Genomic DNA, 26,995 nt, shown 5'->3' on the forward strand with positions numbered 1-26,995 from the left:
TGCTTTGCCAGTTTGCAGAGGCTTGGGTCAAAGATATTCATTTCGTTTAAAACATTTTTGTGTTTTAACTTCTTTACATGAATTTATAAATCGAACTGTTTAATTTTTCTATATAAAGTTCTCTCTGAAATTCCTAACTCATCGGCAGCAGCTTTTCGTTTTCCTTTATTTTTTTCTAATGATTTTTTGATCATTTCGATTTCCTTTTGTTCCAAACGCAATACTTCTTCTTCTTCAATAGTTTCGGCAAACAAATAATTGTCTTCAGGAATTTGATAGTTTTCTTCGCGAACTGCCGGTGTCATAACTGCGGTTCTTGGTTCTTCTTCAAAATCAATTTCACTGTCGTTTTGCTGATTTCCGTATATTTTCTGAATGAGATTTGGATTAATATCCTGAACTTTAGACGAACCGTTTTTCATCAATTCCAAGGTCAGTTTTTTCAAATCATTTAGGTCGCTTTTCATATCAAAAAGTACCTTATATAATATATCTCTTTCGGTACTGAAATCGCTTTCTTTTTTACTGTCACTGATTACAGAAGGCAGATTGCTTCCTTCTGTTGGCAGATATGATTTTAAAGTTGCTAAGCTAATATCGCGATTAGTTTCTAAAACCGAAATCTGTTCGGCCACATTTCGAAGCTGACGAATATTTCCGCTCCATCTAAATTTTTGTAGAAGCTGAACAGCATCGTCATCCAGTCTTAAAGGAGGCATTTTATATTTGTGAGCAAAATCGGCTACAAATTTTCTAAATAACAAATGAATATCATCATTTCTTTCGCGCAAAGGAGGAAGCGTGATTTCAACCGTACTTAAACGATAATACAAATCTTCACGGAATTTTCCTTTTTCGATTGCATTAAACAAATTCACATTTGTTGCAGCAACGATTCTTACATTGGTTTTTTGAACCTGAGACGAACCTACTTTTATAAATTCACCGTTTTCTAAAACACGCAATAATCTTACTTGAGTTGTTAAAGGCAGTTCACCAACTTCATCAAGAAAAATTGTTCCGCCGTCAGCTACTTCAAAATAACCTTCACGCGTGCTTGTTGCGCCTGTAAAAGCGCCTTTTTCGTGTCCAAAAAGTTCACTGTCAATAGTTCCTTCAGGAATTGCACCGCAGTTTACGGCAATATATTTACCATGCTTTCTGTGCGAAAGCGAATGTATAATTCTTGGAATATTTTCTTTACCAACACCACTTTCTCCAGTTACCATTACTGAAATATCAGTTGGAGCAACCTGAATGGCTTTTTCGATAGCACGATTTAATTTCGGATCATTACCAATAATCTCAAATCGTTGTTTTATTGCTTGAACTGTTTCCATGTATATTTTGTTTCAAGTTTTGTCTGTTTCAGGATATATTTATAGCCTAAAACTTGGCTTATATTTTTTTCTTTTGCCACAGATTAAAAGGATTGGCACAGATTTTTAATATTGACGAATAATTAGGTTTTTTAATTAACCACAAATTACGCAAATTAGCGCAAATTTGCTTTATGAATTTATTAATCGTTTATGTGTTAATGATTTATTTTGAAAGTTTGCAATTATTCCAACAGGAGTATCAGCTAGTTTCATATAATTTAAGACCTGTGCAAGATGATCATTGCAAACTTCTTTTACAGATTTTACTTCTAATATTATGTCATCATAAACTACAAAATCAGCATAAAATTTATGAGGTAAAATAACTCCTTTATATTCAATTGCAAATTCCTTTTCTCGGTGATAAGGAATTTTATTGATTTTGAATTCTACTTCTAATGCATCTTTATATACAATTTCAAGTAAACCAGGCCCTAATAATCTATGTACTTCCATACATATCCCTACTATTTGGTAGTTTTCATCTTTTTTATAATAATATTCAGTTGTGTTAGTCATGAAGAATTAATTTGTGGAAATTTGTGAAATTAGCGGTTAAAAAAATCAATTCATACTACTCAACCCAACAGCTTCGCCCTTAAGAGTTCCACTAGTACAGCTTGTGATTTTTACGTTTACGAAATCCCCAATTTTGTAATTCTCTTTCGGAAACACAACTGTAATACTTTGAGAGTTTCTTCCGGAAAATTCGTCTTTCGATTTCTTAGAAACTTTTTCCACTAAAACTTCAACAGTTTTGCCGACAAATTCTTCACTTCTAAACCAAGCGTGTTTTTGCTGTAAATCAACAATTTCTTGTAATCTTCTTGCTTTGGTTTCTTCCTCAACATCATCTTTCATTTTTCTTCCTGCAAGCGTTCCCGGACGTTCAGAATACGAATACATATAACCGAAATTATATTTTACATATTCCATCAAACTCATGGTATCTTGGTGATCCTCTTCAGTTTCTGTAGGGAAACCAGCAATCATATCCTGCGAAATCGAAGCATCTGGAACAATTGCTCTAATTTTGTCAATCAAAGCCATATATTCTTCACGAGAATGCAGACGATTCATTTCTTTTAAAATTCTGTTACTTCCAGACTGAACCGGTAAGTGAATATGTTTACAAATGTTTGGATATTTCGCCATAACATGTAAAATGCTTTCGTGCATATCCTGCGGATTTGAAGTCGAGAAACGAATACGCATTTTAGGAAAACCAACCGCAACCATTTCAAGCAATTGATCAAAATCTACTGCAGTTGCTTTCTGCATTTCAGAAGCATTAACGAAATCCTTTTTCAAACCGCCTCCGTACCAAAGGTAACTGTCAACGTTTTGACCTAAAAGAGTGATTTCTTTAAAACCTTTGCTCCATAAATCCTGAATTTCAGACATAATACTTTGCGGTTCACGACTTCTTTCACGTCCGCGTGTAAAAGGCACAACGCAAAAAGTACACATATTATCGCAACCACGCGTAATCGAAACCAAAGCTGTGATTCCGTTACTCATCAAGCGAACTGGCGAAATGTCTCCGTATGTTTCTTCTTTCGATAAAATTACATTGATAGCGTCACGTCCTTCTTCAACTTCAGCCAATAAATTCGGAAGATCTTTGTATGCGTCCGGACCTACAACAAGGTCAACGATTTTTTCTTCCTCCAAAAACTGACTTTTCAAACGTTCAGCCATACAGCCCAAAACGCCCACTTTCATTTTCGGATTCGTGCGTTTTACCGCATTGTATTTTTCAAGACGTTTACGAATTGTCTGTTCCGCTTTGTCACGGATAGAGCAAGTGTTTACCAAAACCAAATCAGCTTCTTCTAAAACCGAAGTTGTGTTATAACCGCCGTCAGATAAAATGGAAGCTACGACTTCACTGTCCGAAAAATTCATCGCACAGCCGTAACTTTCTATAAAAAGTTTTTTAGTATTCTCAGGTTTATTCTCTAAAACAAGACTTTCGCCCTGTTTGCTTTCTTCAATAATCTTTTCCATTGTAAAAATTCAAAGTGCAAAGATAGCGTAATTGAGGTTAATATGACAAGATGTCAGATAAAGAATTAACAATGTTTTGAGAATCGTTGATAGACATTGTTTTACAAAATACATTTTACATTTTACAAATTGCATTTTACTTATTTGGAGCTATTTCCAGCTTTCCGTTTCAAGTCCTCATAAAAAAAGCAAAGTTTCTAAGTTTTAAAAAGAGCTTCCGTTGGTCGCTTTTTTAAAACAAGAAACTTTTGCATTTTTTTACTCCGGGCTTTCCACTTCAATCTGGGCTAGAAAGAACATGATTTGAGATTTTTGAATGTAGATTTAGATGGAGCAGGATTTAAATCATTCATAAATACAAAATCTAATCCCGAAGCTTCGGGACTAAAATCTAAAATCTGAATTAAAAGGTCATTTTCAAGTAAAAGTTATACCTATATATATAATACAGAATATTACAGATAAATCTGCAATTTTAAGTTTCATAATATCAAAATACTTCAAAAATGCATCCGTAAGGTTAATATTTAAAAAAAATAAATACTTTTGTTGCAGAAAAATAGAGCAATGGCAAAGAATTTAGTAATAGTGGAGTCACCTGCAAAGGCGAAAACGATAGAGAAATTTCTCGGAAGTGATTTTCAGGTGGAGTCAAGTTATGGTCACATAGCCGACTTACCATCAAAGGAAATAGGAGTAGATGTAGAGAATGGTTTTAAACCTAAATATGAAGTTTCTCCGGATAAAAAAGCCTTGGTAACGAAACTAAAATCACTATCTAAGAATGCCGAAACGGTTTGGTTAGCAAGCGATGAGGACCGCGAGGGAGAGGCTATTTCATGGCACTTGGCGGAAGAATTAAAGCTAGATACAAAAAAAACCAAACGAATTGTTTTTCACGAGATTACAAAATCTGCGATTCTAAAAGCAATCGATAATCCAAGAGAAATTGATTATAATTTAGTAAACGCACAACAAGCAAGAAGAGTTTTAGACCGTTTAGTAGGTTATGAATTATCTCCGGTTTTATGGAGAAAAATCAAAGGCGGACTTTCAGCTGGACGTGTGCAATCTGTTTCTGTGCGTTTAATTGTAGAAAGAGAACGCGAAATCCAGAACTTTAATGCAGTTGCAACCTATTCAATTGTTGCAGAATTTGTAAACGAAGCAGGAAAAGCTTTTAAAGCAAAACTTCCAAAAAATTTTAATACTAAAAAAGAAGCCGAAGATTTCTTAAATCAAAATATCGGTTCTAAATATAAGGTAGCAGATTTAGAAACTAAACCTACCAAAAAATCTCCAACAGCACCTTTTACAACTTCTACGTTGCAACAGGAAGCAGCAAGAAAGTTATACTTGCCAGTTGGAATCACTATGCAGCTTGCACAACGTTTGTACGAAGCCGGACTTATTACTTATATGAGAACGGATTCGGTAAATCTTTCTAGCGAAGCAATGAATGCTGCAGAAGCAGAAATCATCAAATCTTACGGAAAAGAATATTCTAAACCTCGTGTTTTTGCTAATAAAAACAAAGGAGCACAAGAAGCGCACGAAGCAATTCGTCCGACTGATATGTCGCGTCATACCGTAAATATCGACCGCGATCAGGCTCGTTTATACGATTTGATATGGAAAAGAACTTTAGCATCTCAAATGAGCGATGCTCAATTAGAAAGAACAAACGTAAAAATCGAAGCCGATAATCACAGCGAAATTTTTACAGCTTCTGGAGAAGTTTTACTTTTTGAAGGTTTCTTAAAAGTATACTTAGAAGGTCATGATGATGACGAAGAAGAACAAGAAGGAATGCTTCCTGCTCTTAAAGTAAACGAAAAACTAGCGAATAACTATATTACAGCTACAGAACGATATTCAAGACCGCCGGCTCGTTACACTGAGGCATCTTTGGTTAAAAAACTAGAGGAACTTGGAATCGGGCGTCCGTCTACTTATGCGCCGACTATTTCGACTATCATCAACAGAAATTATGTTGAAAAAGGTACTCTTGAAGGCGTAGAACGTAATTATACACAGCTTACTTTGCAAAATAATAAAGTAGGTGAAAAAAGCCTTAAAGAAAATACAGGTTCAGATAAAGGAAAATTAGTTCCAACAGATATCGGGACAATTGTTACTGATTTCTTGGTAAAGAATTTCGGAAACATTCTGGATTATAATTTCACTGCAAAAGTAGAGCAGGATTTTGACGAAATTGCCGAAGGAAATATCGACTGGGCAAAAATGATGCAGGATTTCTACAATCAGTTTCATCCAAATGTGAAAGAAGTTGAGGCAAATGCAGAACGTGAAAGCGGAGAAAGAATCTTAGGAAAAGATGCAGACGGAAGACAAGTTTCTGTTCGCTTAGGAAAATTTGGACCAATGGCTCAAATTGGAGAAGCAGATGACGAAGATAAAAAATTTGCCAGCTTAATGGCAGATCAAAATATTGGAAATATTACACTTGAAGAAGCTTTGAATTTATTCTTGCTTCCAAAAAGTTTAGGTGATTATAAAGGAGAAGAAGTTGAAGTAAATAATGGTCGTTACGGTCCTTATGTTCGTCACGGAAGTGTCTTTATTTCATTGCCAAGAGGAGAAGATCCGCTTGGAGTTTCTAAAGAAAGAGCTCAGGAATTAATTGACGAAAAAGCATTAGCTGATGCTCCAATTGCTACTTATAAAGGAGAAGCAGTTCAAAAAGGAGTGGGACGTTTTGGTCCTTTCATTAAATGGAATGGCCTTTTTGTAAATGTTAGTAAAAAATACAATTTTGATAATTTATCTCAGGCAGATGTTGAAGAATTAATTGAAGATAAGCTTCAAAAAAATATTGATAAAGTAATTCATAACTGGGAAGAAGAAGGAATTGTAGTTGAAAAAGCACGCTGGGGACGTTCTGTAATCCTAAAAGGAAAAATTAAAATTGAGTTAAGTAAAGATGTTGATGCTTCAAAATTAACTCTTGCTCAGGTTCAGGAAATGATTGAAGCTAAAGCACCAGCTAAAAAAACAGCGGCTAAAAAAGCTCCTGCAAAGAAAACAACAGCAACAAAAACTACTGCTAAAAAAGCACCAGCAAAAAAGAAATAAACAATGGAATTTGATTTTCTAGAGCCTTTAAATGACGGAATTTTAAAATTCATTAGTTCATTGTCTTCACAAGAACTGGGAAGCAAAATTGTTTTGCATACTCAGGATCAGTTTCCGGATATAAACAAAATTAATATTGCAATTGTTGGTGTTCTTGAAGACCGCCGCAATATTAATATGGTAAATGAAGTTAATCTAACCGCTGTACGTAAAAAGCTTTACGGTATGTTTCCGGGTAACTGGGATGCATCGATTGCAGACTTAGGAGATATTCTTGCAGGTGATTCTGTAGAGGATACTTATTTTGCAGTAAAGAAAGTTGTAGCGGCTTTAATTAAGAATAAAGTCATTCCTATAGTCCTGGGAGGTTCTCAGGATTTAACCTACGCTTTGTATCGTGCCTATGATGATTTAGAGCAAATGGTAAATATGGTAGCCGTAGATAATAAATTTGATTTTGGTAAAGAAAATGAAACAGTTTCTGCTAATTCTTATCTGACTCAAATCATTATCAATGAGCCAAATAATTTGTTTAATTACTGTAATATAGGATACCAGACTTATTATAATTCTCAGGAAGAAATTGATTTAATTGAAAAGCTGTTTTTTGACGCATATCGTTTAGGTGAAATTTCAAATAATATTGCTCTGGCAGAACCTGTATTTAGAGATGCTGACTTAGTTAGTATTGATTTAAATTCTGTAAAGTCTTCTGCTTCAGGAAATATGGTCTCTTTTGAGCCAAATGGTTTCAATGGAAAAGAGATTTGTGCTTTGGCGAGATATGCCGGAATAAGTGATAAAGTTTCATCTTTCGGGATATTTAATCATAACAGTACATTGCCGGAATCGCCTATTATGGCTCAGATAATATGGTATTTTATTGAAGGATATCATTATCGTTCTAAAGAATATCCATTTGGAAGCAGAACAAACTATTTAAAATATATTGTTCCTCTTGAAGAAGAAGAGCTTGTTTTTTACAAAAGTGACAAAACAGAGCGCTGGTGGATTGAAATTCCATTTGAAACAAACGGCAGCAATAAATTAAAAAGAAATACGTTATTACCGTGTTCTTATGACGAATATTTGAGCGCTTGTAACCAAGAATTGCCAGAAAGATGGTGGAAAGCACAGCGAAAAAACGCTTTGTAGAAGAAAATTTCGAAAGAAATCTTAATTTTTTTAATTTTTAGAAAAATAAGTTAAAATAATTAGTAAGAAAAGTAGTATTTATTATAAAATTTAACGTTTTACGTCGATTTTTTTAATCAGTTTGTCGAGGAAATATTTTTTTTTTATTTTATTTAACATTATTTTTGAACGGTAAAATAAATTTCGCAAATAGGTATTGTTTTTTAGATAAATAATAAATACGTTTACGGACTTTTAATAATGAATAGATAATCCAAATTTATATGAAGAAGTTTATTGCATTTGCAGCAATGTTAACACTAGTAATCGGCTGTGGTAAGTCAGGTGACAAAGGTGAATTAGTTGGTGTTACAGGAGGGAAATGGCATCCTGAAAAACCGTATGGAATGACTTTGGTTCCGGGTGGATCTTTTATTATGGGTAAATCGGATGGTGACTTAGCTAATGTAGAAGATGCTCCAACAAGAACTGTAACAGTTCGTTCGTTTTATATGGACGAAACTGAGATCACTAATAGTGAGTACCGTCAATTTGTAGAATGGGTAAAAGACTCTACAATGAGAGTACGTCTTGCTATTTTAGCTGATGAAACTGGTCAAAAAAGTACTGGTGACAAAGGTAAAAAAGGCGGTAGTATTGCTGATTATGCATTTAATGATTCTGAGCCAGATAAAATGACGGCTTATGATAAATATATGTATGATAACTACTATAGTGTAGGAACAAAAGATGATCCGTATGCTGGTAGAAAATTAAACAAAAAAGTAAAATTAATTAGAGATACTAAAGCTTATCCAGATGAGTATTATGCTGAAGTAATGGACTCTATGTATTTACCAATTGAAGAATCATACAATGGTTTAAGAACAATTGATGTAAATAAATTGAAATTCCGTTATTCTTGGATGGATATTCAGGCTGCTGCAAAAGCTAAAGTTGGAAAAAGAAAAGACTTCGTTAAAACTGAGCAGGTTAGTGTATATCCTGATACAACAGTTTGGATTAAAGATTTCGCTTATTCATATAATGAGCCAATGCACAATGATTATTTCTGGCACAAAGCTTATGGAGATTATCCAGTAGTTGGTGTGACTTGGAAACAGGCTAAAGCATTCTGTGCTTGGAGAACTTTAAATAAAAACAGCTACATCAAGTCTAAGAAAAAAGGACGTGATTTAGTTAATGCATTCAGACTTCCAACTGAAGCAGAATGGGAGTATGCTGCAAGAGGTGGTCTAGAGTCTGCTACATACCCTTGGGGAGGTCCTTACACTAAGAGTGATAGAGGATGTTTCATGGCAAACTTCAAACCAAACAGAGGAGATTACGCTGCTGACGAAGCTTTATATACTGTTGAAGCTAAATCTTACGAGCAAAATGGATACGGATTATATAACATGGCAGGAAACGTTTCAGAGTGGACAGATTCGGCTTACAATCCAAATGCATACGAGTATGTTTCTACAATGAACCCTAACGTTATTGATGGAAACAACCAAAGAAAAGTTGTTCGTGGCGGATCTTGGAAAGATGTTGCTTACTTCTTACAAGTAAGTACTCGTGATCACGAATATGCTGATTCTGCAAGAAGCTACATTGGTTTCAGAACTGTACAAGATTACATGGGAACTCAAGTAACAGGAGGCGGAAGAAAATAATAATTAGTGTATAATTAAATCAATATACAAAAACCAAATCGAATCTATTTAAAATTAAAACCTAAAAAAGAATTATTATGGCATTATTAAGTAAAAAAGTTATGAATTTCGCTTATGGTATGGGAGCGGCAGTGGTAATCGTTGGAGCTTTATTCAAAATTACTCACTTTGAGATTGGGCCATTGACAGGAACTGTGATGCTTTCTATCGGTCTTTTGACTGAGGCATTAATCTTCGCGTTATCAGCTTTTGAACCAGTTGAAGATGAGTTAGATTGGACTCTTGTTTACCCAGAATTAGCTAACGGACAAGCTAGAAAAAAAGAAGTTAAAGCAGAGACTACAGCTGATGCCCAAGGTTTATTATCTCAAAAATTAGATGCTATGTTAAAAGAAGCTAAAGTTGACGGTGAGTTAATGGCAAGTTTAGGTAACAGCATTAAAAACTTCGAAGGAGCTGCAAAAGCAATTTCTCCAACTGTAGATTCAATCGCAGGACAAAAGAAATATGCTGATGAAATGGCTTTAGCTGCTTCACAAATGGAATCATTAAACAGTTTATATAAAGTTCAATTAGAAAGTGCTTCTAAAAATGCACAAGCTAACAGCGAAATTGCTGAAAATGCTGCTAAATTAAAAGAACAAATGGCGTCTATGACTGCAAACATCGCTTCTTTAAACAGCGTTTACGGTGGTATGCTTTCTGCAATGAGTAACAAAGGATAATTAGTTTTTAACTAAATATTAAATTTATTAATAAAGAACTAATTAGAAAAAAATGGCAGGAGGAAAATTAACCCCTAGACAGAAGATGATCAACCTGATGTATCTGGTTTTCATCGCAATGTTAGCAATGAACGTATCAAAAGAAGTTATTTCTGCTTTTGGTTTGATGAATGAAAAATTTGAAAGTGCAAATACTAGTTCAACAGAAACAAATGCAAGTTTATTAACATCTTTAGATCAAAAAGCTGCTGAAGCAAAAGGTGAGTTCACTAAAGCTGCAGAAACAGCTCACAAAGTTGAAGCAATCTCTAAAGATTTTTACGAATATATCGGATCTTTAAAAACTCAAGCTGTTAAAGGATTTGAAGTTGATAAAGAAACTGGAAAAATGCCATACGAAGCTATGGATAGAGGTGATAACATCGATGACTGGTTTACAGGAGACGGTTACACTAAAAAAGGTAATGAAATTATCGCTAAAATCGAGAAATACAAATCAGATATTAAAGCTGCTTTAGGTACAGATAAAAAATATGCTGGAATTATTTCTGAGGTTGAGAAAAAATTTGATGTATCTGACGTTAAAAACAAAGAAGGTATAAAAGAAAAATACTTAGCATATCACTTTAAAGGTTTTCCTGCAATCGCATCAGCTGCTAAACTTTCAGCTTGGCAAAATGACGTTAAGAAAACTGAAGCTGACGTTTACAACAGTGCATTAGGAAAAGCTGCAGTTGCTGCTGCTTCTTACAGCAACTACCAAGCAATTGTTGTTTTAGACAAAAATGCTTATTTCCAAGGAGAAAAAGTTACTGGTAAAGTAGTTTTAGGTCGTTATGACGAAAACACAAAACCAACTTCTTTCCAAGGTCCTGGACAAATTGTTAACGGACAAGCTGTTATCTCTTTAACTGCTGGTGGAGTTGGAGAACAAGATATCAACGGACAATTTACATTCTTAGAGGATGGTAAAAATATTCCACTTAAATTCGCTGGAAAATACGTTGTAGTTCCAAGACCAAATTCAGCTACAATTTCTGCTGATAAAATGAATGTAGTATATAGAGGAGTTGTTAACCCAATCTCTGTATCATTCGCTGGTGTTGATGCAAACAAAATTGTTGCAAGTGCTCCTGGATTATCTTCTGCAGGAAAACCTGGAAAATATAACATGAGCCCTGGACAAGGTACTGAAGCTACAATTTCTGTAACTGGTACATTGCCAAACGGAGATAAAGTAACAGATAAGAAAACATTCAGAATTAAAGGTATTCCTGGTCCAACAGGTACAATTAGAGGTGAAATGGGAGTTGTTAAAGGTCCTAAATCTAACTTAGAAATTGCTACTATTGGTGCTAAATTACTTGATTTTGATTTTGAAGTTGGTTTAGATGTTGTTGGATTCAACATGAAAATTGCTGGACAGCCTACAGTTGTTGTTACTGGTAATAAAATGAATGCACAATGCAAATCAGTTCTTGCTAGAGCTGGTAAAGGAGACCAAGTTACTATTTCTGAAATTAAAACTAAACTTGTTGGAGCTGGAAGTTACTTATTACCAAGAACTGCTCCGGTAATTTACGAAATACAATAATAAAGTAGTGTAAGCTACGTTCAATATCTTATAATGATATCATGATGAAAGTAAGAAATTTTTTAATAGCTATTGTTTCTATCGCTGGAGGTTTTGCTTCTAATGCGCAATCTAATTTGCTTAATGCAAAAACTCCTGCTCAAATTGGACTTAAAACTCCTGCGCAGCTTATCTCAGATAACGATAAGCCTCTAGCTTACGGTTATGTTGATGATAGAGATATCTTGATGGGAAAAACTACTTGGGAGATTATTGATTTAAATGAAAAAATCAATTTTCCAATGTACTTTCCTGTAGATACAGCTAATATCGGTTCTGACAGACGTTCTCTTTATGACGTTTTGACGAAAGCCATTACAAAAGGCAAAATAACTGAGGTTTATGCTGATAGTTATTTCAATACTAAAAAATCTATGAAAGACATTCAGGGTGCATTATCTCGTATTGATACAACAGATGCTGGTAGAGAACTTATTAACCAATACCCAGATGACTACAAATCACGTGTTGTGAAGAAAAAAGTAGTTACTGGTACTGGTAAAAAGAAAGTTGTTACTTATGTAGATGAAACAGTTGGACCAACAAGAACAGTTCCTGCTGAATACATCTTAAAACAAGATCTTACTTCTGCTGACGTTACACAATATAAAATCAAAGGATACTGGTATTTTGACAAACGTCAAAGTGAATTAAAGTACCGTTTACTTGGACTTTGTCCTGTAACTCCAGACGTTTATACAATGAATAGTGACGAAAAGGATTATATCGAATTGTTTTGGATTTTCTTCCCTAATGCACGTGATGTGTTACATGAAGCAAAAGCGTTTAACGACAACAACTCGGCACTTCCAATTTCATTTGATCAAATCTTAAACTCTAGACGTTTTAACGCGGTGATCTACAAAGAAGAAAACCTTTACGGAGACAGAGCTATCAGTGATTATATGAAAGACAACGCACAAAATCAATTGTTAGAATCTGAAAGAGTAAAAGAGAAGATTCGTAACTTCGAACAAGATATGTGGAATTACTAAGTGTCTGAAAATAAAATATTTAAAAAACTCTTACTACCTTTGTAGTAAGAGTTTTTTTTTGGATTTGTGTTAAGCTTCTTTTTGTTAATTAGTAATAAAAACTCTCACTTTAAATTACTTTTTAGTAATTTTGATTTTATGTAAGAAAAATAATAATATTCAGTATAAAATTACGTTTAATTTCTTATAATATTGGATCATGATGAAAGTAAGAAATTTTTTAATTGCTACGTTTGCTTTATGCGGCGGGTATACAGGAAGTGCACAGTCGAATTTATTGAATGCTAAAAGAGCTGACCAAATTGGGCAAAAAACTGCGGCACAGCAGATTTCAGATAATGACAAACCCTTAGCTTATGGGTATGTAGACGACAGAGATGTTTTAATGGCCAAGACAACTTGGGAAATTATTGATTTAAACGAAAAAATAAATTTCCCGTTGTATTATCCTGTGGATACGGTTAACATTGGACCAGACAGACGTTCGCTTTATGATGTATTAACTAAAGCTATTCGACAGGGTAAAATAACCGAAGTTTATACTGACAGCTATTTCAATACAAAAAAATCTATGAAAGATATTGAAGGTGCTTTATCTCGTGTTGATACTACAGATGCCGGCCGAGAACTTATCAATCAATATCCGGATGATTACAGATCTCGAGTTGTAAAAAAGAAAGTAGTTACGGGTACTGGTAAAAAGAAATCGGTTACTTATGTAGATGAAACTGTTGGACCAAAAAGAACGGTTCCTGCTGAGTATATTTTAAAGCAGGATCTTACTTCTGCCGATGTTTCTCAATACAAAATTAAAGGATACTGGTATTTCGATAAACGACAAAGCGAATTGAAATATCGATTATTAGGAATTTGTCCTGTAACTCCAGATGTTTACACAATGAACAGCGACGAAAAGGATTACATAGAATTGTTTTGGGTTTTCTTTCCAAACGCACGAGATGTGTTGCATGAAGCAAAAGCTTTTAACGATCAAAATTCTGCACTGCCCATATCATTCGATCAAATTTTAAATTCGCGACGTTTTAATTCGATAATTTATAAAGAGGAAAACGTATATGGAGATCGTGAAATTAAAGATTATATTAAAGATAATGCACAAAGTCAGTTATTAGAATCAGAAAGGGTGAAAGAAAAAATCCGAAACTTTGAAGAAGATATGTGGAATTACTAAATTCCGATTTGCACAATTAAACGAAAAACTCTTGCTACCTTTGCAGTAAGAGTTTTTTTATTTTATCTATATTACCAATGCTTGACTATTTAATCGTCGGATCTGGATTAGCCGGAATCTCCTTTGCAGAAATTGCCCTAAAGAACAATAAATCTATTTTAGTTATTGATGACAAATCGCAAAACTCTTCGAGAATTGCCGGAGGTTTGTATAATCCTGTAATTTTAAAGCGTTTCAGCGAAGTTTGGAATGCAAAAGAGCATCTGGTGTTAATGAATCAATTTTATGATCAGGTTGAAGATAAACTTCAGGAAAAGTTCAACTTTAAATTGCCTATTCTTAGAAAGTTTTTTTCTATCGAAGAACAAAACAATTGGTTTACAGCTTCGGATAAAATTAATTTAGCTCCTTTTTTGTCTACAAAACTGATTACTAAAAAATATCAAAGCATTGATTCTCCATACGATTATGGTGAAGTTTTGCATACAGGCTATGTTAAAACCGGACAATTATTAGAAAGTTATAAAGAATATCTAAAAGAAAATGATTTACTTCTTCAAGAATCTTTTCATAGCTCTTTTCTGGAAATGCTTGATTCAGGAATTCAGTATAAAAATATTAAAGCCCGTCATATCATATTTGCTGAAGGTTTTGGACTGCATAAAAACCCTTATTTTAATTATCTGCCTTTGGATGGAACAAAAGGTGAGTTGTTTTTAATAAAAGCACCGGAATTAAAATTAGACGTTATTGTAAATACAAGTGTTTTTATTCTTCCTGTAGGCGGTAATTTGTTTAAAGTAGGTGCGACTTATAATTGGCATGACAAAACAGATCTTCCAACTGAAGAAGGAAAACAGGAACTTTTAGCTCGTATAAAAGAGATTATAACCTGTGATTTTGAGATTATAAAACATTTTGCAGGGGTAAGGCCAACTGTTGCAGACAGAAGACCTATTATTGGTACTCATGAAGCTTATAAGTCACTACATGTTCTTAACGGATTAGGAACACGTGGCGTAATGCTTGGACCGGCACTGGCAAAAATGTTATATGAACATATTGAAAACGGCATTCCTATAGACCGCGAAGCTGATATTAAACGTTTTCACAGAAGATATTTAAAATCTCTTATGCCTGACCGGCCTTAGGATCGTAAGAAACAAACATATTAATATATAAGTTTCGCGAAAGCCTTAAAACAAAAGGAAACAAGAGTATCAGTGTAATTACAATTGCTATAAATGATTGTTCGATACTTGCACCAAAAAATACAAATGAAACAATAAACGCAGCAATTCCAACCGCTACATTCAAAGCGTAGCTTACATACATAGCTCCATAAAAAAATGAAGGTTCAATTTGGTATTTAAAACCGCAATGACTGCAATTCTCGTTCATTTTTAGAACATTAGTCAAGTGGAGTGGATTTTTGTCTGAATACATGCTCTCTTTTTGGCATTTTGGACAACTTCCTGTTAAAATACTATTTAGTTTGGATCCTTTTTTTAACATTTGCAAAAAATTTCAACAAAGGTACGATTTTTCAACCTTTACTGCTGATAACAATAGTTATAAATTATGCTTAATATACACAATCTTTCCGTTTCTTTTGGAGGAACATATTTATTTGAAGAAGTTACTTTTCGTTTAGGTGCCGGCGACCGCGTAGGTCTGGTTGGGAAAAACGGAGCTGGTAAATCGACAATGTTAAAAATGCTTGCCGGAGATTTTAAACCTGACTCTGGAGTAATTTCTCAGGAAAAAGATATCAAAATGGGTTTCCTTCGTCAGGATATTGATTTTGAACAGGGAAGAACTGTCTTAGAAGAAGCATATGAAGCTTTTACAGAAATTAAAATTGTAGAAAAAAAGTTAGAAGAAATCAATCATCAATTGGTTACCAGAACCGATTATGAAAGTGAAGAATACGGGCAAATAATTGAAGCCCTTTCAGACTACACACATCGTTTTGATCTTTTGGGAGGTTACAATTATGTGGGCGATACAGAAAAAATTCTTTTAGGTCTTGGTTTTAAAAGAGAAGTTTTTAATAACCAAACCGAAACTTTTTCAGGAGGATGGAGAATGCGTATCGAATTGGCAAAATTATTATTACAGTCAAATGATGTACTGCTTCTGGATGAGCCAACGAACCACTTAGATATCGAGAGTATCATTTGGTTAGAGAACTTCCTTCGCAATTATCCGGGAGTTGTTGTAATTGTTTCGCACGATAAAATGTTCTTAGATAACGTTACCAACAGAACAATCGAAATTTCATTAGGAAAAGCATACGATTTCAATAAACCCTATTCTCAATATTTAGAACTGCGTCATGAAATTCGCGAAAAACAATTAGCAACTCAAAAGAATCAGCAGAAAAAAATTGAAGAGACAGAAAAATTAATCGAGAAATTCCGTGCCAAAGCTTCAAAAGCTTCTATGGCGCAATCGCTGATTAAAAAACTGGATAAAGTAGAAAGAATCGAAGTCGATGAAGACGACAATTCTGTAATGAATATTTCTTTTCCGGTTTCAAAGGAGCCAGGAAAAGTAGTAATCGAAGCTGAACATGTTACAAAAGCTTACGGAGACAAAACCATTTTAAAAGATATTAGTTTACTGGTTGAAAGAGGAAGTAAAATTGCCTTTGTGGGTCAAAACGGACAAGGAAAATCGACTTTCATTAAAGCATTAGTAAACGAATTTGAATACCAAGGAAATATCAAATTAGGACATAATGTACAATTAGGATATTTTGCTCAAAATCAAGCTGAATATTTAGATGGAGAAATCACTTTGCTGCAAACCATGGAAGACGCGGCAACGGATACCAACCGTATGAAAGTTCGTGATATGTTAGGATCTTTTCTTTTTAGAGGAGATGATGTAGAGAAAAAAGTAAAAGTACTTTCTGGAGGAGAACGTAACCGTTTGGCACTTTGTAAACTATTACTACAGCCAATTAATGTACTGCTGATGGATGAGCCTACAAACCACTTAGATATTAAATCTAAAAACGTTCTGAAAGCTGCACTTCAAAAATTTGGAGGAACTCTGTTATTAGTTTCTCACGACAGGGATTTTCTTCAGGGAATGTCAAATATTGTTTACGAATTTAAAGATCAGAAAATCAAAGAATATCTGGGTGATATCAACTTTTTCCTGGAACAGCGCAATCTTGAAAATATGCGTGAAGTAGAGAAAAAAGATGTTGTAAAAACAGCAGCTCCGGTAAAAGAAGCCAGTAAGGTTTCATACGAAGATCAGAAAAAAGGAAAAGCGCTTCAAAACCGATTAAGCAAAATCGAAAGCCAGATTCAACAATTAGAAAAAGATATTCAGCATGACGATAAAATGCTTGAAACCAATTACGATAAACATATCGAAGATGCTTCTTTTTTTACTGCTTACAATAAAAAGAAAGAAGATTTGGAACAATTGCTTACAGACTGGGAAATCGTTCAGGAAGAAATTGATAATTTTAATGCTTAATTAGTTTTCAGGCACAGTCACAGTTTTCAGTTTCTGAAAGTTATATTCTAAACCTTTGTTAAAGTTTAAAACTTTGACAAAGGTTTTTTTATTTAAGGATTTAGGTTTCAGTTTTCACGTTACAAAACCTAAAACTTATAACTTTATTATTCCAATAGATTTAGAATGCTCTATAGCTTCGCGGCTTTCTTTAAAATAACAAACCGAAACATCTAAGGATTCAAGGTTTTTCATGATTTTTTTTACTTTCTTCTTTTTACTTTTTCCGGTTTGCCTAATGTAAACTGCTATAACTGTAACCGGAAATATTTTGCATATTCTTTCATATAAAACAGGATCGTGCTGCGAATCATCTCCCAGCAAAACATATTTTAAATTAGGATAAAACTCTAAAACGTGTTTGATTTTTTCAAATTTATGATCGTGATTACCGCGTCCGCTCATAAAGAAATCAGTAATGCCGCGTTTAATATCTTTCAATAAAATAACCGCTTTAGGCAGCTGATGAATTTTAGTAAATTCTACAATAAAACGATACAAATTCCACTCGCTGCTCGAGACATAAAAAAAAGCATTTTCTTCTTCTTTATTGCTTCGCCCAGCCTGACTTAGAGCCTGATAATACGGTACAACATCTTTAAAAACTTTTCGGTCATTTACATTTTTAAAAAGTAAAATATACATTTTCTTAAAAATATTCCGCGTATGCGAAATCAAAAAAGTATCATCAATATCTGATATAATACCGAGTTTTCCTTTGTGCGGACGTATAAAACTTCCTTTCGAAGTAATGATTTTGTTATTGTATTTAATCGTTACTTCATAATCCATCCATCCAAAATGTGTTTCATTTTCCAACGGAATACAAAATTTAAAATAACCATCGTCCAGCGTTTTGGTATGGATTTCCTGATTATTGCATTTTAAGTAAACGTCAAAATTTTGGATTGTTTTTATCCTGAACTGATTAATAATTGAACGTGCATTTTTTAAGTTTTTCTTCTGGAAATCATAATTATACGTTCGTTTAAAAACATGCCCCATTACAATTAATTCTTCTTCATTGGCATAACCTCGATATAATTGTAAAATTGGTTTCATTAATTGCGTACTTTTATATTATAGAATACTGTAAATTAATTATTTTAATTGATTTTTAAAAATAAAAAAGTTGAAAAAGAACATCATATTCGTTGTAAATCCCATTTCGGGCGATCTTGACAAATCAGATTTAGTTGAGTCGGTTCAGGAATTTGCAGCAACAAATCATTTTGATCTTGAAGTTTATGAAACTAACGGAAAAAATGATGTAAGAGAAATACAAGCCCTTTATAATCATTATAAACCGGAAAGAATTATAGTTGCGGGCGGCGACGGAACGATAAAAATGGTGGCAGAAGCCATGGAAGACCAAGATGTAATTATTGGAATTCTGCCGGCTGGTTCTGCAAACGGACTTTCGGTAGATTTAAATCTGCCAGCCGGAATCGAAGAGAACTTAAAAATAGCCTTTCTGCATCATTATGTTGAAATGGATATGATTTGTATAAACGGCAAAAAAAGTATCCATTTAAGTGATCTTGGGTTGAATGCTAATTTGGTAAAAAACTACGAACAAAGTGATGTGAGAGGTTTTTGGGGATATGCATTACAGGCTTTTACCACCTTAACAGAATCTGAAGAGCCATTTGCAGCAACTATTACGGCAAATAATAAAACGGTTCAGCATGTAGCGAGAATGATTGTAATTGCCAATTCGCAAAAATATGGAACGGGTGTAATTATTAACCCAAACGGAGCGGTCAATGATGGCAAGTTTGAATTGGTAATTTTAAAGAGTTTAGATTTACTTTTAATTGGAAAAATCATCACCGGAAATATGCCAATTGATTCTGATGATATTGTAATTATTTCGACAGATAAAGCTGAAATAAAAACAAATTATCCGGTTCATTTTCAAATCGATGGTGAATATTGCGGCGCACAAAGTTCTTTAGAAATCCATATTCTGCATAAGCAAATGAAATTGGCAGTGCCGTAATCTTGATTTTTTTATTGAAGAAATTTTGTTGTTGAATATGTCTCTCCGCAGGAGTTTTAAGACCTATTCATCAAATATTTTCTATAAATATTTTGCTTTTCACGGAACTTTTCAGCTCTGGAAGAGCAAAATATCTATAGCGAAAAATTATTTAAAAGAAGCATAGCTCTAAGCGGAGCGACATATTTTTTTATTTAAACGGATTTCGTTCCTGCCATTCTGTTTTGGGTTCTAAATAATTAAAAAATCTGGAAATGTTATGGTTTATCAAAGCATTGCTGTGCGTGATTAAACCATACATTTTTACAGGTTTTGCACCTACAGAACTTTTTATTTCAAGAGCAGTTCTGGCAAAAACAATTTCTTTAAAACCTTTTTTGATAGAATAGGCAATCATGTCGTACAACATGTTTAAATACAGCATTTTTTCGCGTTGAATACTTTCATCATATCCTAAAAAATAAGTGTCCATTACCTCTCCGTTTTTTATCAGGGTATTAAAACCGATTAATTTTTCGTCTAAAAAATAACCATACAATAAAAAATCTTCTTTCATGATTTCTTTAAAAAAGCTGAAATGATTTCGAGCTAGAAAAAAAGTATTGAAGGGCGCATTTTTAGCCACATGAAAATATAAATCGTAAATCACATCTTCATATTTTCGAATATCAGATAACGACATTTGCTTTTTCTCGATTCCTTCAGATTTTTTGCGGGCACGTTTGTATTGATCGCGGTATTTTTTTGACAAAGCATCAATATAATCCTGTTCTGATTTCCAGTTTTCTTTGATTTTAAAAATCATATTGGGCTGTGTCGAAAACGTATAATTGTTTTTAAATTCAGCCTGAAGCGGTTCGATTTCTTTTGCAGTAAAATCTTTTATACTGGTAATGTGGACTTTTTTGCCACTTGCTTTTAAATCTTTTTTAAGCTGATTGATTGCTTTATGAAGCGTTTTTACAGCCTTTGGTTCTTTTACATTTTTATCAAAAGCAAAAGCATTCTGGCCCGTAAGCATATTATTTCCAATAAATAAAACATGGGAAGCAAAATTCTTAAGCGCAAAGTTGCGTACAGAAGTTTTTAAGCACTGATCACGTTCGCCAAAAGATTCCAGTTTTTCGGCAAACAAAAATTGGGTTAAAACGATTCCTATAAGTTTAGTTTCTTCAAAAATGCCAATAAAATGACAAATCATATTTACCGGACAAGAATTTTCGAGTACTTCCAGATATTCACGCGTTAAAAAAATGTTGTCTGAGGCCAGCAAATTCCATTCTGAAGGCAGTAATGAAGTGCTGTTATAAATTTGAAAAGAATATGTTGTATTCAAAGGTTTGAGCTAATTTCTTCAAAATTAGATAATATTTATAATAACTGCATTTCTTTAAGTTATTATTAAGAAAACCCGTTTGAAATTAAAATTCAAACGGGTATTATATTTTTTAATTTAAGCAAATCCACAGATTATACCGCCCATTAATGTAAGCGTAACAATCCAGTACCCGGCATGAATAAAAATGTATTTCCATGATTTTCTTTCAAACAAGCCATTGATTCCTATTATTGGCAGCGCAAAAAACAGGCCTGAAATAAATCCGTGTAAAGCACCGTGTTTAAAAGTGCGGTAGGCATTTCCGTAATCAGCCATAAAAGCAGCAAATGATGGTTTGGCACTTGCAATTAAAGGAGGTCCTCCAACCATTCCAACAGCGCCCGACTGATGAATTGTGAGCGACATTAATGTCATTGTAATCATAAGTGAAAAAATGTAAGTGAGGCCAAAAATTTTAAGCATGCTTCCTTTTTTGAGCTCATCTTCTGTGAGATTACTTTCTCTCATCCAGATTGTTCCAAAGATTTTTGGGTGATACCAGGCAAAACCAACAAGTAAAGTTACCACCGCAGCGGTTAGTAATGCGTAAAAGTTAAAATCCATAATATTAGGTTTTTGTAATTAGTTAATTCAAAATTAATCAAAAAAGAATAACGCCGATTAAATTTTAAAAGAAGGAAAAATAATACGATTTTTTATTTATCAACACTTTATCGACATACAGTGCTTTATGTCTAGTAATTCTCTAATTTTGGAACAAAGAAAAACATAGTCTCCCCAAGTCTGTTATGAAAAGCTTTGCAACACTTTTTTTAGCATTTGTTTTTTCTCTTAATATTTTTGCAGATACTGTTTCAGATAAAGAGAAAGATGTGCTGATAAAATTTTACCACGCAACAAATGGTTCGCAGTGGAAAATAAAATGGGATTTATCGTTGTCAGTTTCAACCTGGTATGGAGTTCATGCCGAAAATGGAAAAGTGACAAGTCTTAATCTCGCCAATAATAATCTGCAGGGTGAATTGCCGGCTGATTTTTTTGATCTGGTAAATTTGGTTGTTGTGGATTTACATAAAAACAATCTAAAAGGAGGATTATCAAGCGAAATAAGAAAGCTGAATCAATTACAGGTTCTTTGTTTGTCTGATAATGAATTAGAAGGAGCATTGCCCAATTCGCTTTATAGAATTTCAAGTTTAAAAGTACTTCTTTTAAACAGTAATAAACTTTCTGGTAATTTAAGTTCAGAGATTGTGAATTTAAATGTTTTGCAAAACCTTAGTTTGTTCAATAATAATTTAGAAGGAGAAATTCCGAAAGAATTAGAAAGTTTGTCTAATTTAACTGAATTGAATCTTTCTTATAATAAGTTTAAAGGTTCTGTATCTAGAAATCTTGCTGTTCTGGATTCTTTAAATATGATAATGTTTGACAACAATGGGAATCCATTTTTGTTAGATGTAAACGAAGAAATAAAAAATGAAAATATTACCGTAAATTAATCGTGCTTATGAATGAATTTTACTCGTTGAAACAAGTTGATTAAATATATTTAGTTAATTGCGAAAAAGCCGTATTACAACGGCTTTTTTTAATTTTAATTTAATCTGAACTTTAAAATAATATTTAACTTTGTTTCAATAATTTTGATCTAAGTTTTAAAGCAGTCAATTTTTTTTATAACTTTAAAATTCGATTCAATTTTAAATAAAAGCTGAAAACAAAATATTAACCTTTTTACGCTAAAATTATGACACTACAATATCAAGGTGAACAATACGGAAAACAAACCACATTTACTATTCGAATTATAGGGAACAATCTTTCAAAAAGCAGTTCTAATTATCAAATTGATTTATTGGTTGGAGATAAAAAACTGCCGACATTTACAAGTGAAATTCATCAAAGTCTTTCAAATTGTTTAAAAGAAATTTACTTATTCAGAAAACATAACGGAATTAAATTCGATGAATCATCAGAAAAAATAGTTTCACTTTATGTTCCTTACGATAGAGTTTTATTTAACTACAACAAATATGCTTTGTTTAGAGCATAATTTGCAGATTTTAAAATATTCTAAAAACCGTTCTTTTTAAGGAACGGTTTTTTTTTATTTTCGAATAGAATCGTACTGCTGTTTTGTAATTATTTTATTTTTAATCATTTGCTGAAGCCAGTCTTCTGCCATTTTTTTCGAAGTTTTGTCCATTTTTGAAATATCGATAGACATATAATCTTCATAATAAACTTCAATGTTTTGTTTTTTGCACAATGCAGTAAAATAATCAAAATAGGCAGTTTCGTAATGATATTTCTGAGCCATTATTTTAGAAAGTGCCATAACACTGTCTGTTTGTTCTTCTCGGGTAGATTCCATTAAATGATAAAAAAGCTCCATATAAGCTTCTCGATCTCCTTTTTTTCGAATTCTGTTAATAAGAGTATCGTAATTAGTGCCAAGCTGATTCATTGTAATAATAGAATCTTCTTCGCTAATCTCATATTTGCTTTCGGTTTCAATATTATAAATAGGAGTATTTTCTTTTTTATGATTGCAGGCGAATAGAGAGGATAAGATTAAAATACAGAAAATAGATCTTTTCATGTTTGTCGAATTGAATTTTAAAAACAAAGATGAGAAAAATAGAAATGACTTTCTGATTGTTAAAAACAAAAAAAAAGCTCCAGATTTCTCCGAAGCTTTTTAAAATGTAATGCCGTTCTTTTTTAGAAATTTGTATTTACTTTTTTAGAACGATCTGCAATGTAAGAGATTAACCATGTTACCTGTCCTTCTTTTACAAAATATATTTTCTTAGTTTCTAAATTTGGAATTCCTTCTAAGCATGAAACAAGAATGTTATTGGCAGAAATTAGATATTTTTGGTCGTACGTATTTAAAACTCTTGCTGCTTCTGAATTGGTTTTGGCAAGTGCAGTGAATTTACCGAAATTGTTCTTCAAAACAGCATCGTAATCAATAACGTCTTGCAAAGTAAAAGCTATATAATGATCTTTTACGTTTTCATTAAAGTATAAAGTTGAAAAAGCCCATACAGCTCCTCCTGATAAATACATTTTGTCTTTTTTCAATAAAAGCGGATTTTTATCCAATAAGTCTTTTACTTTCTTGCGCAAAACCGAATTAAAATCAAATGATTTTTCCTGATAAGTTGACATGTCATTTGCCTGAGACGGATTTAAAACCGTTTTTTGAACAGCATCAGTAAGAGTCATTGTACCAAAATCCAATTCTAATGGTATAAACTCTAATTTGTTGTCTTTAAGTTCGTCAATATAACCGCCTTTAGTAGTTTGAGCACCAATATCAAGAAGAAAAGCGTTAGCAAAATCAACTGGAGGAATAGCACCTTTAACAAGAGTTTTTGCTTCTTCGCTAACATCAAGTACATCAAGTTCTTTGCTGGTTAGAGAAGAAATTTTGTTTTTTAATGCATCAATATTACGTGCTGATTGAAAAACCGGAGCAGCGACGATAAAAATGTTTTCTTCGAGAATTTTATATTCAGCTCTTATTTTTTTTAATTGATCACTAACTATAACACTTGCTCTGTTGATATCTTCCTGAGGAAGTGCATTATTAGCAGCAATGTGATCTGCAAAAGGAATTCTTTCAGTCCAGAAAGAAAGAATTTTATAATCAGCTTTTCTAATGTTGTTTACATCTATAACAGAAACTTTGATCGCTCTGCGTCCAATTTCAATTCCGGCATAAATGCTTTTTTGAGAAAATGAATTTAGGGTGAAAAATAAATTTAAAAGAATAAAAAATAAAATCTGGGGGTTGTTTTTTTTAAGCATTGTAATTACGATTATAATATAATTTTAAATAAATTATTGATTTTTATCTTATCAACTCAAAGAAAATCAATCAAATATTGATCATTTTTGGCGTGTGCTTGATTTTATACAAAAAAAGCTTCAGATTTCTCTGAAGCTTTGTCTTAGTAGCGGGAACAGGACTCGAACCTGTGACCTTCGGGTTATGAGCCCGACGAGCTGCCTACTGCTCTATCCCGCGATGTTTCGGGTGCAAAGATACACACTAAATACTGTTATGCAAAGAAATTAGTGAAATATTTTTGCGAATGTATTTTTTGTTTGTAACTATTTGTTTTAAAGTTTGTTATGTTTTGTAATCCAGTAGTTCCTGATACGGATCGTTTTTAAAACCTAATAATTTTCCAAAAGCCGGCTCAGTTTTTAAGCCGTTTTGCTTCAGTTTTATGATTTCTAATCGAAAACTTTCGCCTTTTAATTTCAGAATTTCATGTTCAATAATCATGTGTTTGTAAGCATTTTGACTTTGCGAAGGAATATTTTGTCCAAAAATCTCTATTTCAAAATCATCAATTCTAAAATTGGCAACTACAGATTCATTTTCATTGATAATAGTTTCCCAAATTTTAAAATCGGTTTTGTTTTGAAAAGCCGAGGAAATTTTAGAAACAAACTCGGATTTGTTTTTCCAATAGCAAATAATGTCAAGATCACTGTTTTCGATATCAATATTAATTGGGATAGTGCCGGCCAAAATAGGGTCAAATTCAGATAGAGTTTCTAAAACCTTATTTTGAGTTAAGATTTTATAAGCCAGAATCTGCTTTGGATTTCCGGTTTTTAAATATTCAATATTGGTAAAATCAGTCATTTAATCAGCGTAATTTTTTTCTTCATCAATTTCCTGTTTAAGTCTTTTATTGATGTTGATTTTGGCATTTGTAAAAACAAAAATCGTGGTTTTGTATTCTCTGGCATATTTATTTGTGATTTGTCCTGCTATAAATGCAGATTCAAAAAACGGACTTGTTTCTTTAAATTCAGCGCTGTTTTCTTCAAATGTTTTAACCCGAATCAGATTTTTGTAATAGACATTCAAATTAAACCAATTCACATAATCAGCATTAAAAGAAACTGCTTTAATTCCTTTTTTGGTGTAATAGTTTATAGCTCCGGCTTGTCCGTAATTATCACACAAAACTAATGTGTTTTCTGATTTTGGAAACAATGCATAAACCGAATCGGTTTTTCGGGCTAATTCTTTCCAGCCTAGCATATCGGCAAAATCCTGCGATAAATTATGTTCTTTTCCGTCTTCCCAGCGATGTGTTCCCAGTTTTTGAGCCGCTAATTTTTCGGGACTTTTAATGGGAAAAGCCATAAAATACATTGGAATAAAAAACAACAGCGGAAGTGCAATAAAAACAGGTTTTAAATAACGTTTTCTTCCGATTTGTAAAATGTCGGCAAGAAAAACAGAACCAAAAGCAATATAAATTGGATATAAACCAATGGCATAATAAGCTTTTGCTTTAAAATATAAAAAGACAAGTATGGTAAAGATAATTGATGCAAAAAAGAATTTGAATTTTTCGAATGGTTTGTAGAATAACAAAGCGTAAAACGATGAAAGAATGACAAAGAAAGACCCAATAAAAAATAAAATTTGTTCTTTTAAAAAATCGGCTCGGTTTACATTTACAAGCTGTGTTTCGGCCAATTCTTTCATATGGTGTACAATTGGAAAATGATTATTGTACTGCCATAACAAGTTTGGTAAAATTAGGATTAAGCCCAAAATAAGGGCAAAATATAAATGTTTCTCAGTAAATATTTTTCTTTGTTTAGACAGAATAAGTGCCGGTAAAAGTCCGATTAAAAGGAAAACAATGTTGTATTTGTTTAAAAAACCAAAGGCAAAAACTACGGCTCCTATATAAAGCCATTTTGGTTTTTCGGAAATGGTATATTGTATTAGAATGTAATAAAATACTGTCCAGCATAAAACATCAAACGAGTTTGGCTGATATAACATGTTTATTCGCAATAATGCCGAAAATAGAACACAAAGCGAGCCTAAAATTAAAGCGTAAAGATTTCCTTTTAAAGCTTCAATAGTTTTCCAGACAATTAAAAGAGTTAAAACGCCAAAAAGGGCAGGGAAGAACTTTATCAAAAAAACAGAATTCCCTAGAAGTAAAATTATATACGAAATCCATGAAGTAACCGGCGGAACCGATAAATAACCCCAAGCCAAATGATGTGCCTGATCGAGATGCAGATATTCATCGCGCTGTAAATCATATTCGGGACTTATTAAAACGTATTGCAGAACAAATTTCAGTAAAATAAACCCAATTAAAATTAGTGTTTTTTTGTTCATTGAACTTTTGGTTTAAAAGGTAAGTGGTTTTGGTTCAGTTAAAATGCAAAGCTAATATAGGATTAATTTTGATTTTTTGGTTTAAAA

23 protein-coding genes and 1 tRNA gene are annotated in these 26,995 nt (G+C 32.9%); 12 read left to right on the forward strand and 12 right to left on the reverse strand.

Going from position 1 to position 26,995, the window contains the following annotated elements:
* Positions 1–83: 83 nt before the first annotated feature.
* From ABD859_RS09730 to miaB, 3 genes are all read right to left on the reverse strand, one after another.
* The gene (locus ABD859_RS09730) at positions 84–1,340 is read right to left on the reverse strand and encodes a sigma-54 interaction domain-containing protein (protein ID WP_345143521.1); all 1,257 of its coding nucleotides are present in this window, start codon (positions 1,338–1,340) and stop codon (positions 84–86) included.
* A gap of 171 nt (positions 1,341–1,511) precedes the next feature.
* Positions 1,512–1,901, reverse strand: coding sequence for a GxxExxY protein (locus tag ABD859_RS09735; RefSeq protein WP_345143524.1), 390 nt, complete (start codon positions 1,899–1,901; stop codon positions 1,512–1,514).
* Between the two features lie 45 nt (positions 1,902–1,946).
* Positions 1,947–3,392: a tRNA (N6-isopentenyl adenosine(37)-C2)-methylthiotransferase MiaB gene (gene miaB / locus ABD859_RS09740; protein WP_345143527.1), complete on the reverse strand. Its 1,446-nt coding sequence runs from the start codon at positions 3,390–3,392 to the stop codon at positions 1,947–1,949.
* 567 nt (positions 3,393–3,959) lie between these two features.
* Between miaB and topA the strand changes: the two genes are divergently transcribed.
* The 8 genes from topA (at position 3,960) to ABD859_RS09780 (ending at position 14,997) form a co-directional block, all read left to right on the forward strand.
* Positions 3,960–6,488: a type I DNA topoisomerase gene (topA, locus tag ABD859_RS09745; protein WP_345143530.1), complete on the forward strand. Its 2,529-nt coding sequence runs from the start codon at positions 3,960–3,962 to the stop codon at positions 6,486–6,488.
* Between the two features lie 3 nt (positions 6,489–6,491).
* Positions 6,492–7,643 (forward strand): formimidoylglutamase, encoded by a 1,152-nt coding sequence (locus ABD859_RS09750; protein WP_345143532.1) that lies wholly within the window; start codon positions 6,492–6,494, stop codon positions 7,641–7,643.
* A 263-nt stretch (positions 7,644–7,906) separates the two neighbouring features.
* Positions 7,907–9,301, forward strand: coding sequence for a T9SS ring complex lipoprotein PorK/GldK (gene porK, locus ABD859_RS09755; RefSeq protein ID WP_345143535.1), 1,395 nt, complete (start codon positions 7,907–7,909; stop codon positions 9,299–9,301).
* A gap of 77 nt (positions 9,302–9,378) precedes the next feature.
* The gene (porL, locus tag ABD859_RS09760; protein ID WP_345143538.1) at positions 9,379–10,026 is read left to right on the forward strand and encodes a type IX secretion system motor protein PorL/GldL; all 648 of its coding nucleotides are present in this window, start codon (positions 9,379–9,381) and stop codon (positions 10,024–10,026) included.
* A gap of 52 nt (positions 10,027–10,078) precedes the next feature.
* Positions 10,079–11,620, forward strand: a complete 1,542-nt coding sequence (gene porM, locus ABD859_RS09765; protein WP_345143540.1) for a type IX secretion system motor protein PorM/GldM — start codon at positions 10,079–10,081, stop codon at positions 11,618–11,620.
* A 44-nt stretch (positions 11,621–11,664) separates the two neighbouring features.
* Positions 11,665–12,654 (forward strand): type IX secretion system ring subunit PorN/GldN, encoded by a 990-nt coding sequence (gene porN / locus ABD859_RS09770; RefSeq protein WP_345143901.1) that lies wholly within the window; start codon positions 11,665–11,667, stop codon positions 12,652–12,654.
* Between the two features lie 202 nt (positions 12,655–12,856).
* A complete protein-coding gene (gene porN / locus ABD859_RS09775; RefSeq protein WP_345143904.1) occupies positions 12,857–13,846 on the forward strand; it encodes a type IX secretion system ring subunit PorN/GldN in 990 nt (329 codons plus the stop codon).
* Positions 13,847–13,923: 77 nt separating this feature from the next.
* Positions 13,924–14,997, forward strand: coding sequence for an NAD(P)/FAD-dependent oxidoreductase (locus ABD859_RS09780; RefSeq protein WP_345143543.1), 1,074 nt, complete (start codon positions 13,924–13,926; stop codon positions 14,995–14,997).
* Here the strand turns inward: ABD859_RS09780 and ABD859_RS09785 are convergent.
* A complete protein-coding gene (locus ABD859_RS09785) occupies positions 14,978–15,361 on the reverse strand; it encodes a DUF983 domain-containing protein (RefSeq protein ID WP_345143545.1) in 384 nt (127 codons plus the stop codon). The genes ABD859_RS09780 and ABD859_RS09785 overlap by 20 nt on opposite strands.
* 66 nt (positions 15,362–15,427) lie before the next feature.
* Between ABD859_RS09785 and ABD859_RS09790 the strand changes: the two genes are divergently transcribed.
* On the forward strand, positions 15,428–17,344 hold the full coding sequence (locus tag ABD859_RS09790; RefSeq protein ID WP_345143547.1) for an ABC-F family ATP-binding cassette domain-containing protein: 1,917 nt from the start codon (positions 15,428–15,430) through the stop codon (positions 17,342–17,344).
* 135 nt (positions 17,345–17,479) lie between these two features.
* On the opposite strand, the gene ABD859_RS09795 is transcribed toward ABD859_RS09790, so the two are convergent.
* On the reverse strand, positions 17,480–18,445 hold the full coding sequence (locus ABD859_RS09795) for an App1 family protein phosphatidate phosphatase (protein ID WP_345143549.1): 966 nt from the start codon (positions 18,443–18,445) through the stop codon (positions 17,480–17,482).
* A gap of 70 nt (positions 18,446–18,515) precedes the next feature.
* Between ABD859_RS09795 and ABD859_RS09800 the strand changes: the two genes are divergently transcribed.
* Positions 18,516–19,385 carry a diacylglycerol/lipid kinase family protein gene (locus ABD859_RS09800; protein WP_345143552.1) on the forward strand — a complete coding sequence of 290 codons (870 nt, stop codon included), beginning with the start codon at positions 18,516–18,518 and terminating at the stop codon, positions 19,383–19,385.
* A gap of 190 nt (positions 19,386–19,575) precedes the next feature.
* Here ABD859_RS09800 and ABD859_RS09805 read toward each other — a convergent pair whose 3' ends face one another.
* Positions 19,576–20,721 (reverse strand): GNAT family N-acetyltransferase, encoded by a 1,146-nt coding sequence (locus tag ABD859_RS09805; RefSeq protein WP_345143555.1) that lies wholly within the window; start codon positions 20,719–20,721, stop codon positions 19,576–19,578.
* 117 nt (positions 20,722–20,838) lie between these two features.
* Positions 20,839–21,327 (reverse strand): DUF1761 domain-containing protein, encoded by a 489-nt coding sequence (locus tag ABD859_RS09810; RefSeq protein WP_345143557.1) that lies wholly within the window; start codon positions 21,325–21,327, stop codon positions 20,839–20,841.
* A gap of 185 nt (positions 21,328–21,512) precedes the next feature.
* Between ABD859_RS09810 and ABD859_RS09815 the strand changes: the two genes are divergently transcribed.
* A complete protein-coding gene (locus ABD859_RS09815) occupies positions 21,513–22,226 on the forward strand; it encodes a leucine-rich repeat domain-containing protein (protein ID WP_345143559.1) in 714 nt (237 codons plus the stop codon).
* A gap of 248 nt (positions 22,227–22,474) precedes the next feature.
* Positions 22,475–22,780, forward strand: a complete 306-nt coding sequence (locus ABD859_RS09820) for a hypothetical protein (RefSeq protein ID WP_345143562.1) — start codon at positions 22,475–22,477, stop codon at positions 22,778–22,780.
* Positions 22,781–22,834: 54 nt separating this feature from the next.
* On the opposite strand, the gene ABD859_RS09825 is transcribed toward ABD859_RS09820, so the two are convergent.
* The 5 genes from ABD859_RS09825 to ABD859_RS09845 all read right to left on the reverse strand — a co-directional run bounded on the left by ABD859_RS09825 (position 22,835) and on the right by ABD859_RS09845 (position 26,908).
* On the reverse strand, positions 22,835–23,329 hold the full coding sequence (locus tag ABD859_RS09825; RefSeq protein ID WP_345143564.1) for a hypothetical protein: 495 nt from the start codon (positions 23,327–23,329) through the stop codon (positions 22,835–22,837).
* Positions 23,330–23,451: 122 nt separating this feature from the next.
* A complete protein-coding gene (locus tag ABD859_RS09830; protein ID WP_345143567.1) occupies positions 23,452–24,546 on the reverse strand; it encodes an exopolyphosphatase in 1,095 nt (364 codons plus the stop codon).
* Between the two features lie 147 nt (positions 24,547–24,693).
* Positions 24,694–24,766, reverse strand: a tRNA-Met gene (locus ABD859_RS09835).
* 105 nt (positions 24,767–24,871) lie between these two features.
* Positions 24,872–25,396 (reverse strand): DUF4269 domain-containing protein, encoded by a 525-nt coding sequence (locus tag ABD859_RS09840; RefSeq protein WP_345143570.1) that lies wholly within the window; start codon positions 25,394–25,396, stop codon positions 24,872–24,874.
* Positions 25,397–26,908 carry a glycosyltransferase family 39 protein gene (locus ABD859_RS09845; protein WP_345143572.1) on the reverse strand — a complete coding sequence of 504 codons (1,512 nt, stop codon included), beginning with the start codon at positions 26,906–26,908 and terminating at the stop codon, positions 25,397–25,399.
* Positions 26,909–26,995: the final 87 nt, after the last annotated feature.

The sequence above is a fragment of the Flavobacterium ginsengiterrae genome (assembly GCF_039539785.1).
Classification (GTDB): Bacteria; Bacteroidota; Bacteroidia; order Flavobacteriales; family Flavobacteriaceae; genus Flavobacterium; species Flavobacterium ginsengiterrae.

Coding starts and splice junctions, on each gene's coding strand:
- ABD859_RS09730 (WP_345143521.1), bottom strand. CDS start 1,340: ATGGAAACAGTTCAAGCAATAAAACAACGATTTGAGATTATTGGTAAT.
- ABD859_RS09735 (WP_345143524.1), bottom strand. CDS start 1,901: ATGACTAACACAACTGAATATTATTATAAAAAAGATGAAAACTACCAA.
- miaB (WP_345143527.1), bottom strand. CDS start 3,392: ATGGAAAAGATTATTGAAGAAAGCAAACAGGGCGAAAGTCTTGTTTTA.
- topA (WP_345143530.1), top strand. CDS start 3,960: ATGGCAAAGAATTTAGTAATAGTGGAGTCACCTGCAAAGGCGAAAACG.
- ABD859_RS09750 (WP_345143532.1), top strand. CDS start 6,492: ATGGAATTTGATTTTCTAGAGCCTTTAAATGACGGAATTTTAAAATTC.
- porK (WP_345143535.1), top strand. CDS start 7,907: ATGAAGAAGTTTATTGCATTTGCAGCAATGTTAACACTAGTAATCGGC.
- porL (WP_345143538.1), top strand. CDS start 9,379: ATGGCATTATTAAGTAAAAAAGTTATGAATTTCGCTTATGGTATGGGA.
- porM (WP_345143540.1), top strand. CDS start 10,079: ATGGCAGGAGGAAAATTAACCCCTAGACAGAAGATGATCAACCTGATG.
- porN (WP_345143901.1), top strand. CDS start 11,665: ATGAAAGTAAGAAATTTTTTAATAGCTATTGTTTCTATCGCTGGAGGT.
- porN (WP_345143904.1), top strand. CDS start 12,857: ATGAAAGTAAGAAATTTTTTAATTGCTACGTTTGCTTTATGCGGCGGG.
- ABD859_RS09780 (WP_345143543.1), top strand. CDS start 13,924: ATGCTTGACTATTTAATCGTCGGATCTGGATTAGCCGGAATCTCCTTT.
- ABD859_RS09785 (WP_345143545.1), bottom strand. CDS start 15,361: ATGTTAAAAAAAGGATCCAAACTAAATAGTATTTTAACAGGAAGTTGT.
- ABD859_RS09790 (WP_345143547.1), top strand. CDS start 15,428: ATGCTTAATATACACAATCTTTCCGTTTCTTTTGGAGGAACATATTTA.
- ABD859_RS09795 (WP_345143549.1), bottom strand. CDS start 18,445: ATGAAACCAATTTTACAATTATATCGAGGTTATGCCAATGAAGAAGAA.
- ABD859_RS09810 (WP_345143557.1), bottom strand. CDS start 21,327: ATGGATTTTAACTTTTACGCATTACTAACCGCTGCGGTGGTAACTTTA.
- ABD859_RS09815 (WP_345143559.1), top strand. CDS start 21,513: ATGAAAAGCTTTGCAACACTTTTTTTAGCATTTGTTTTTTCTCTTAAT.
- ABD859_RS09820 (WP_345143562.1), top strand. CDS start 22,475: ATGACACTACAATATCAAGGTGAACAATACGGAAAACAAACCACATTT.
- ABD859_RS09825 (WP_345143564.1), bottom strand. CDS start 23,329: ATGAAAAGATCTATTTTCTGTATTTTAATCTTATCCTCTCTATTCGCC.
- ABD859_RS09830 (WP_345143567.1), bottom strand. CDS start 24,546: ATGCTTAAAAAAAACAACCCCCAGATTTTATTTTTTATTCTTTTAAAT.
- ABD859_RS09840 (WP_345143570.1), bottom strand. CDS start 25,396: ATGACTGATTTTACCAATATTGAATATTTAAAAACCGGAAATCCAAAG.
- ABD859_RS09845 (WP_345143572.1), bottom strand. CDS start 26,908: ATGAACAAAAAAACACTAATTTTAATTGGGTTTATTTTACTGAAATTT.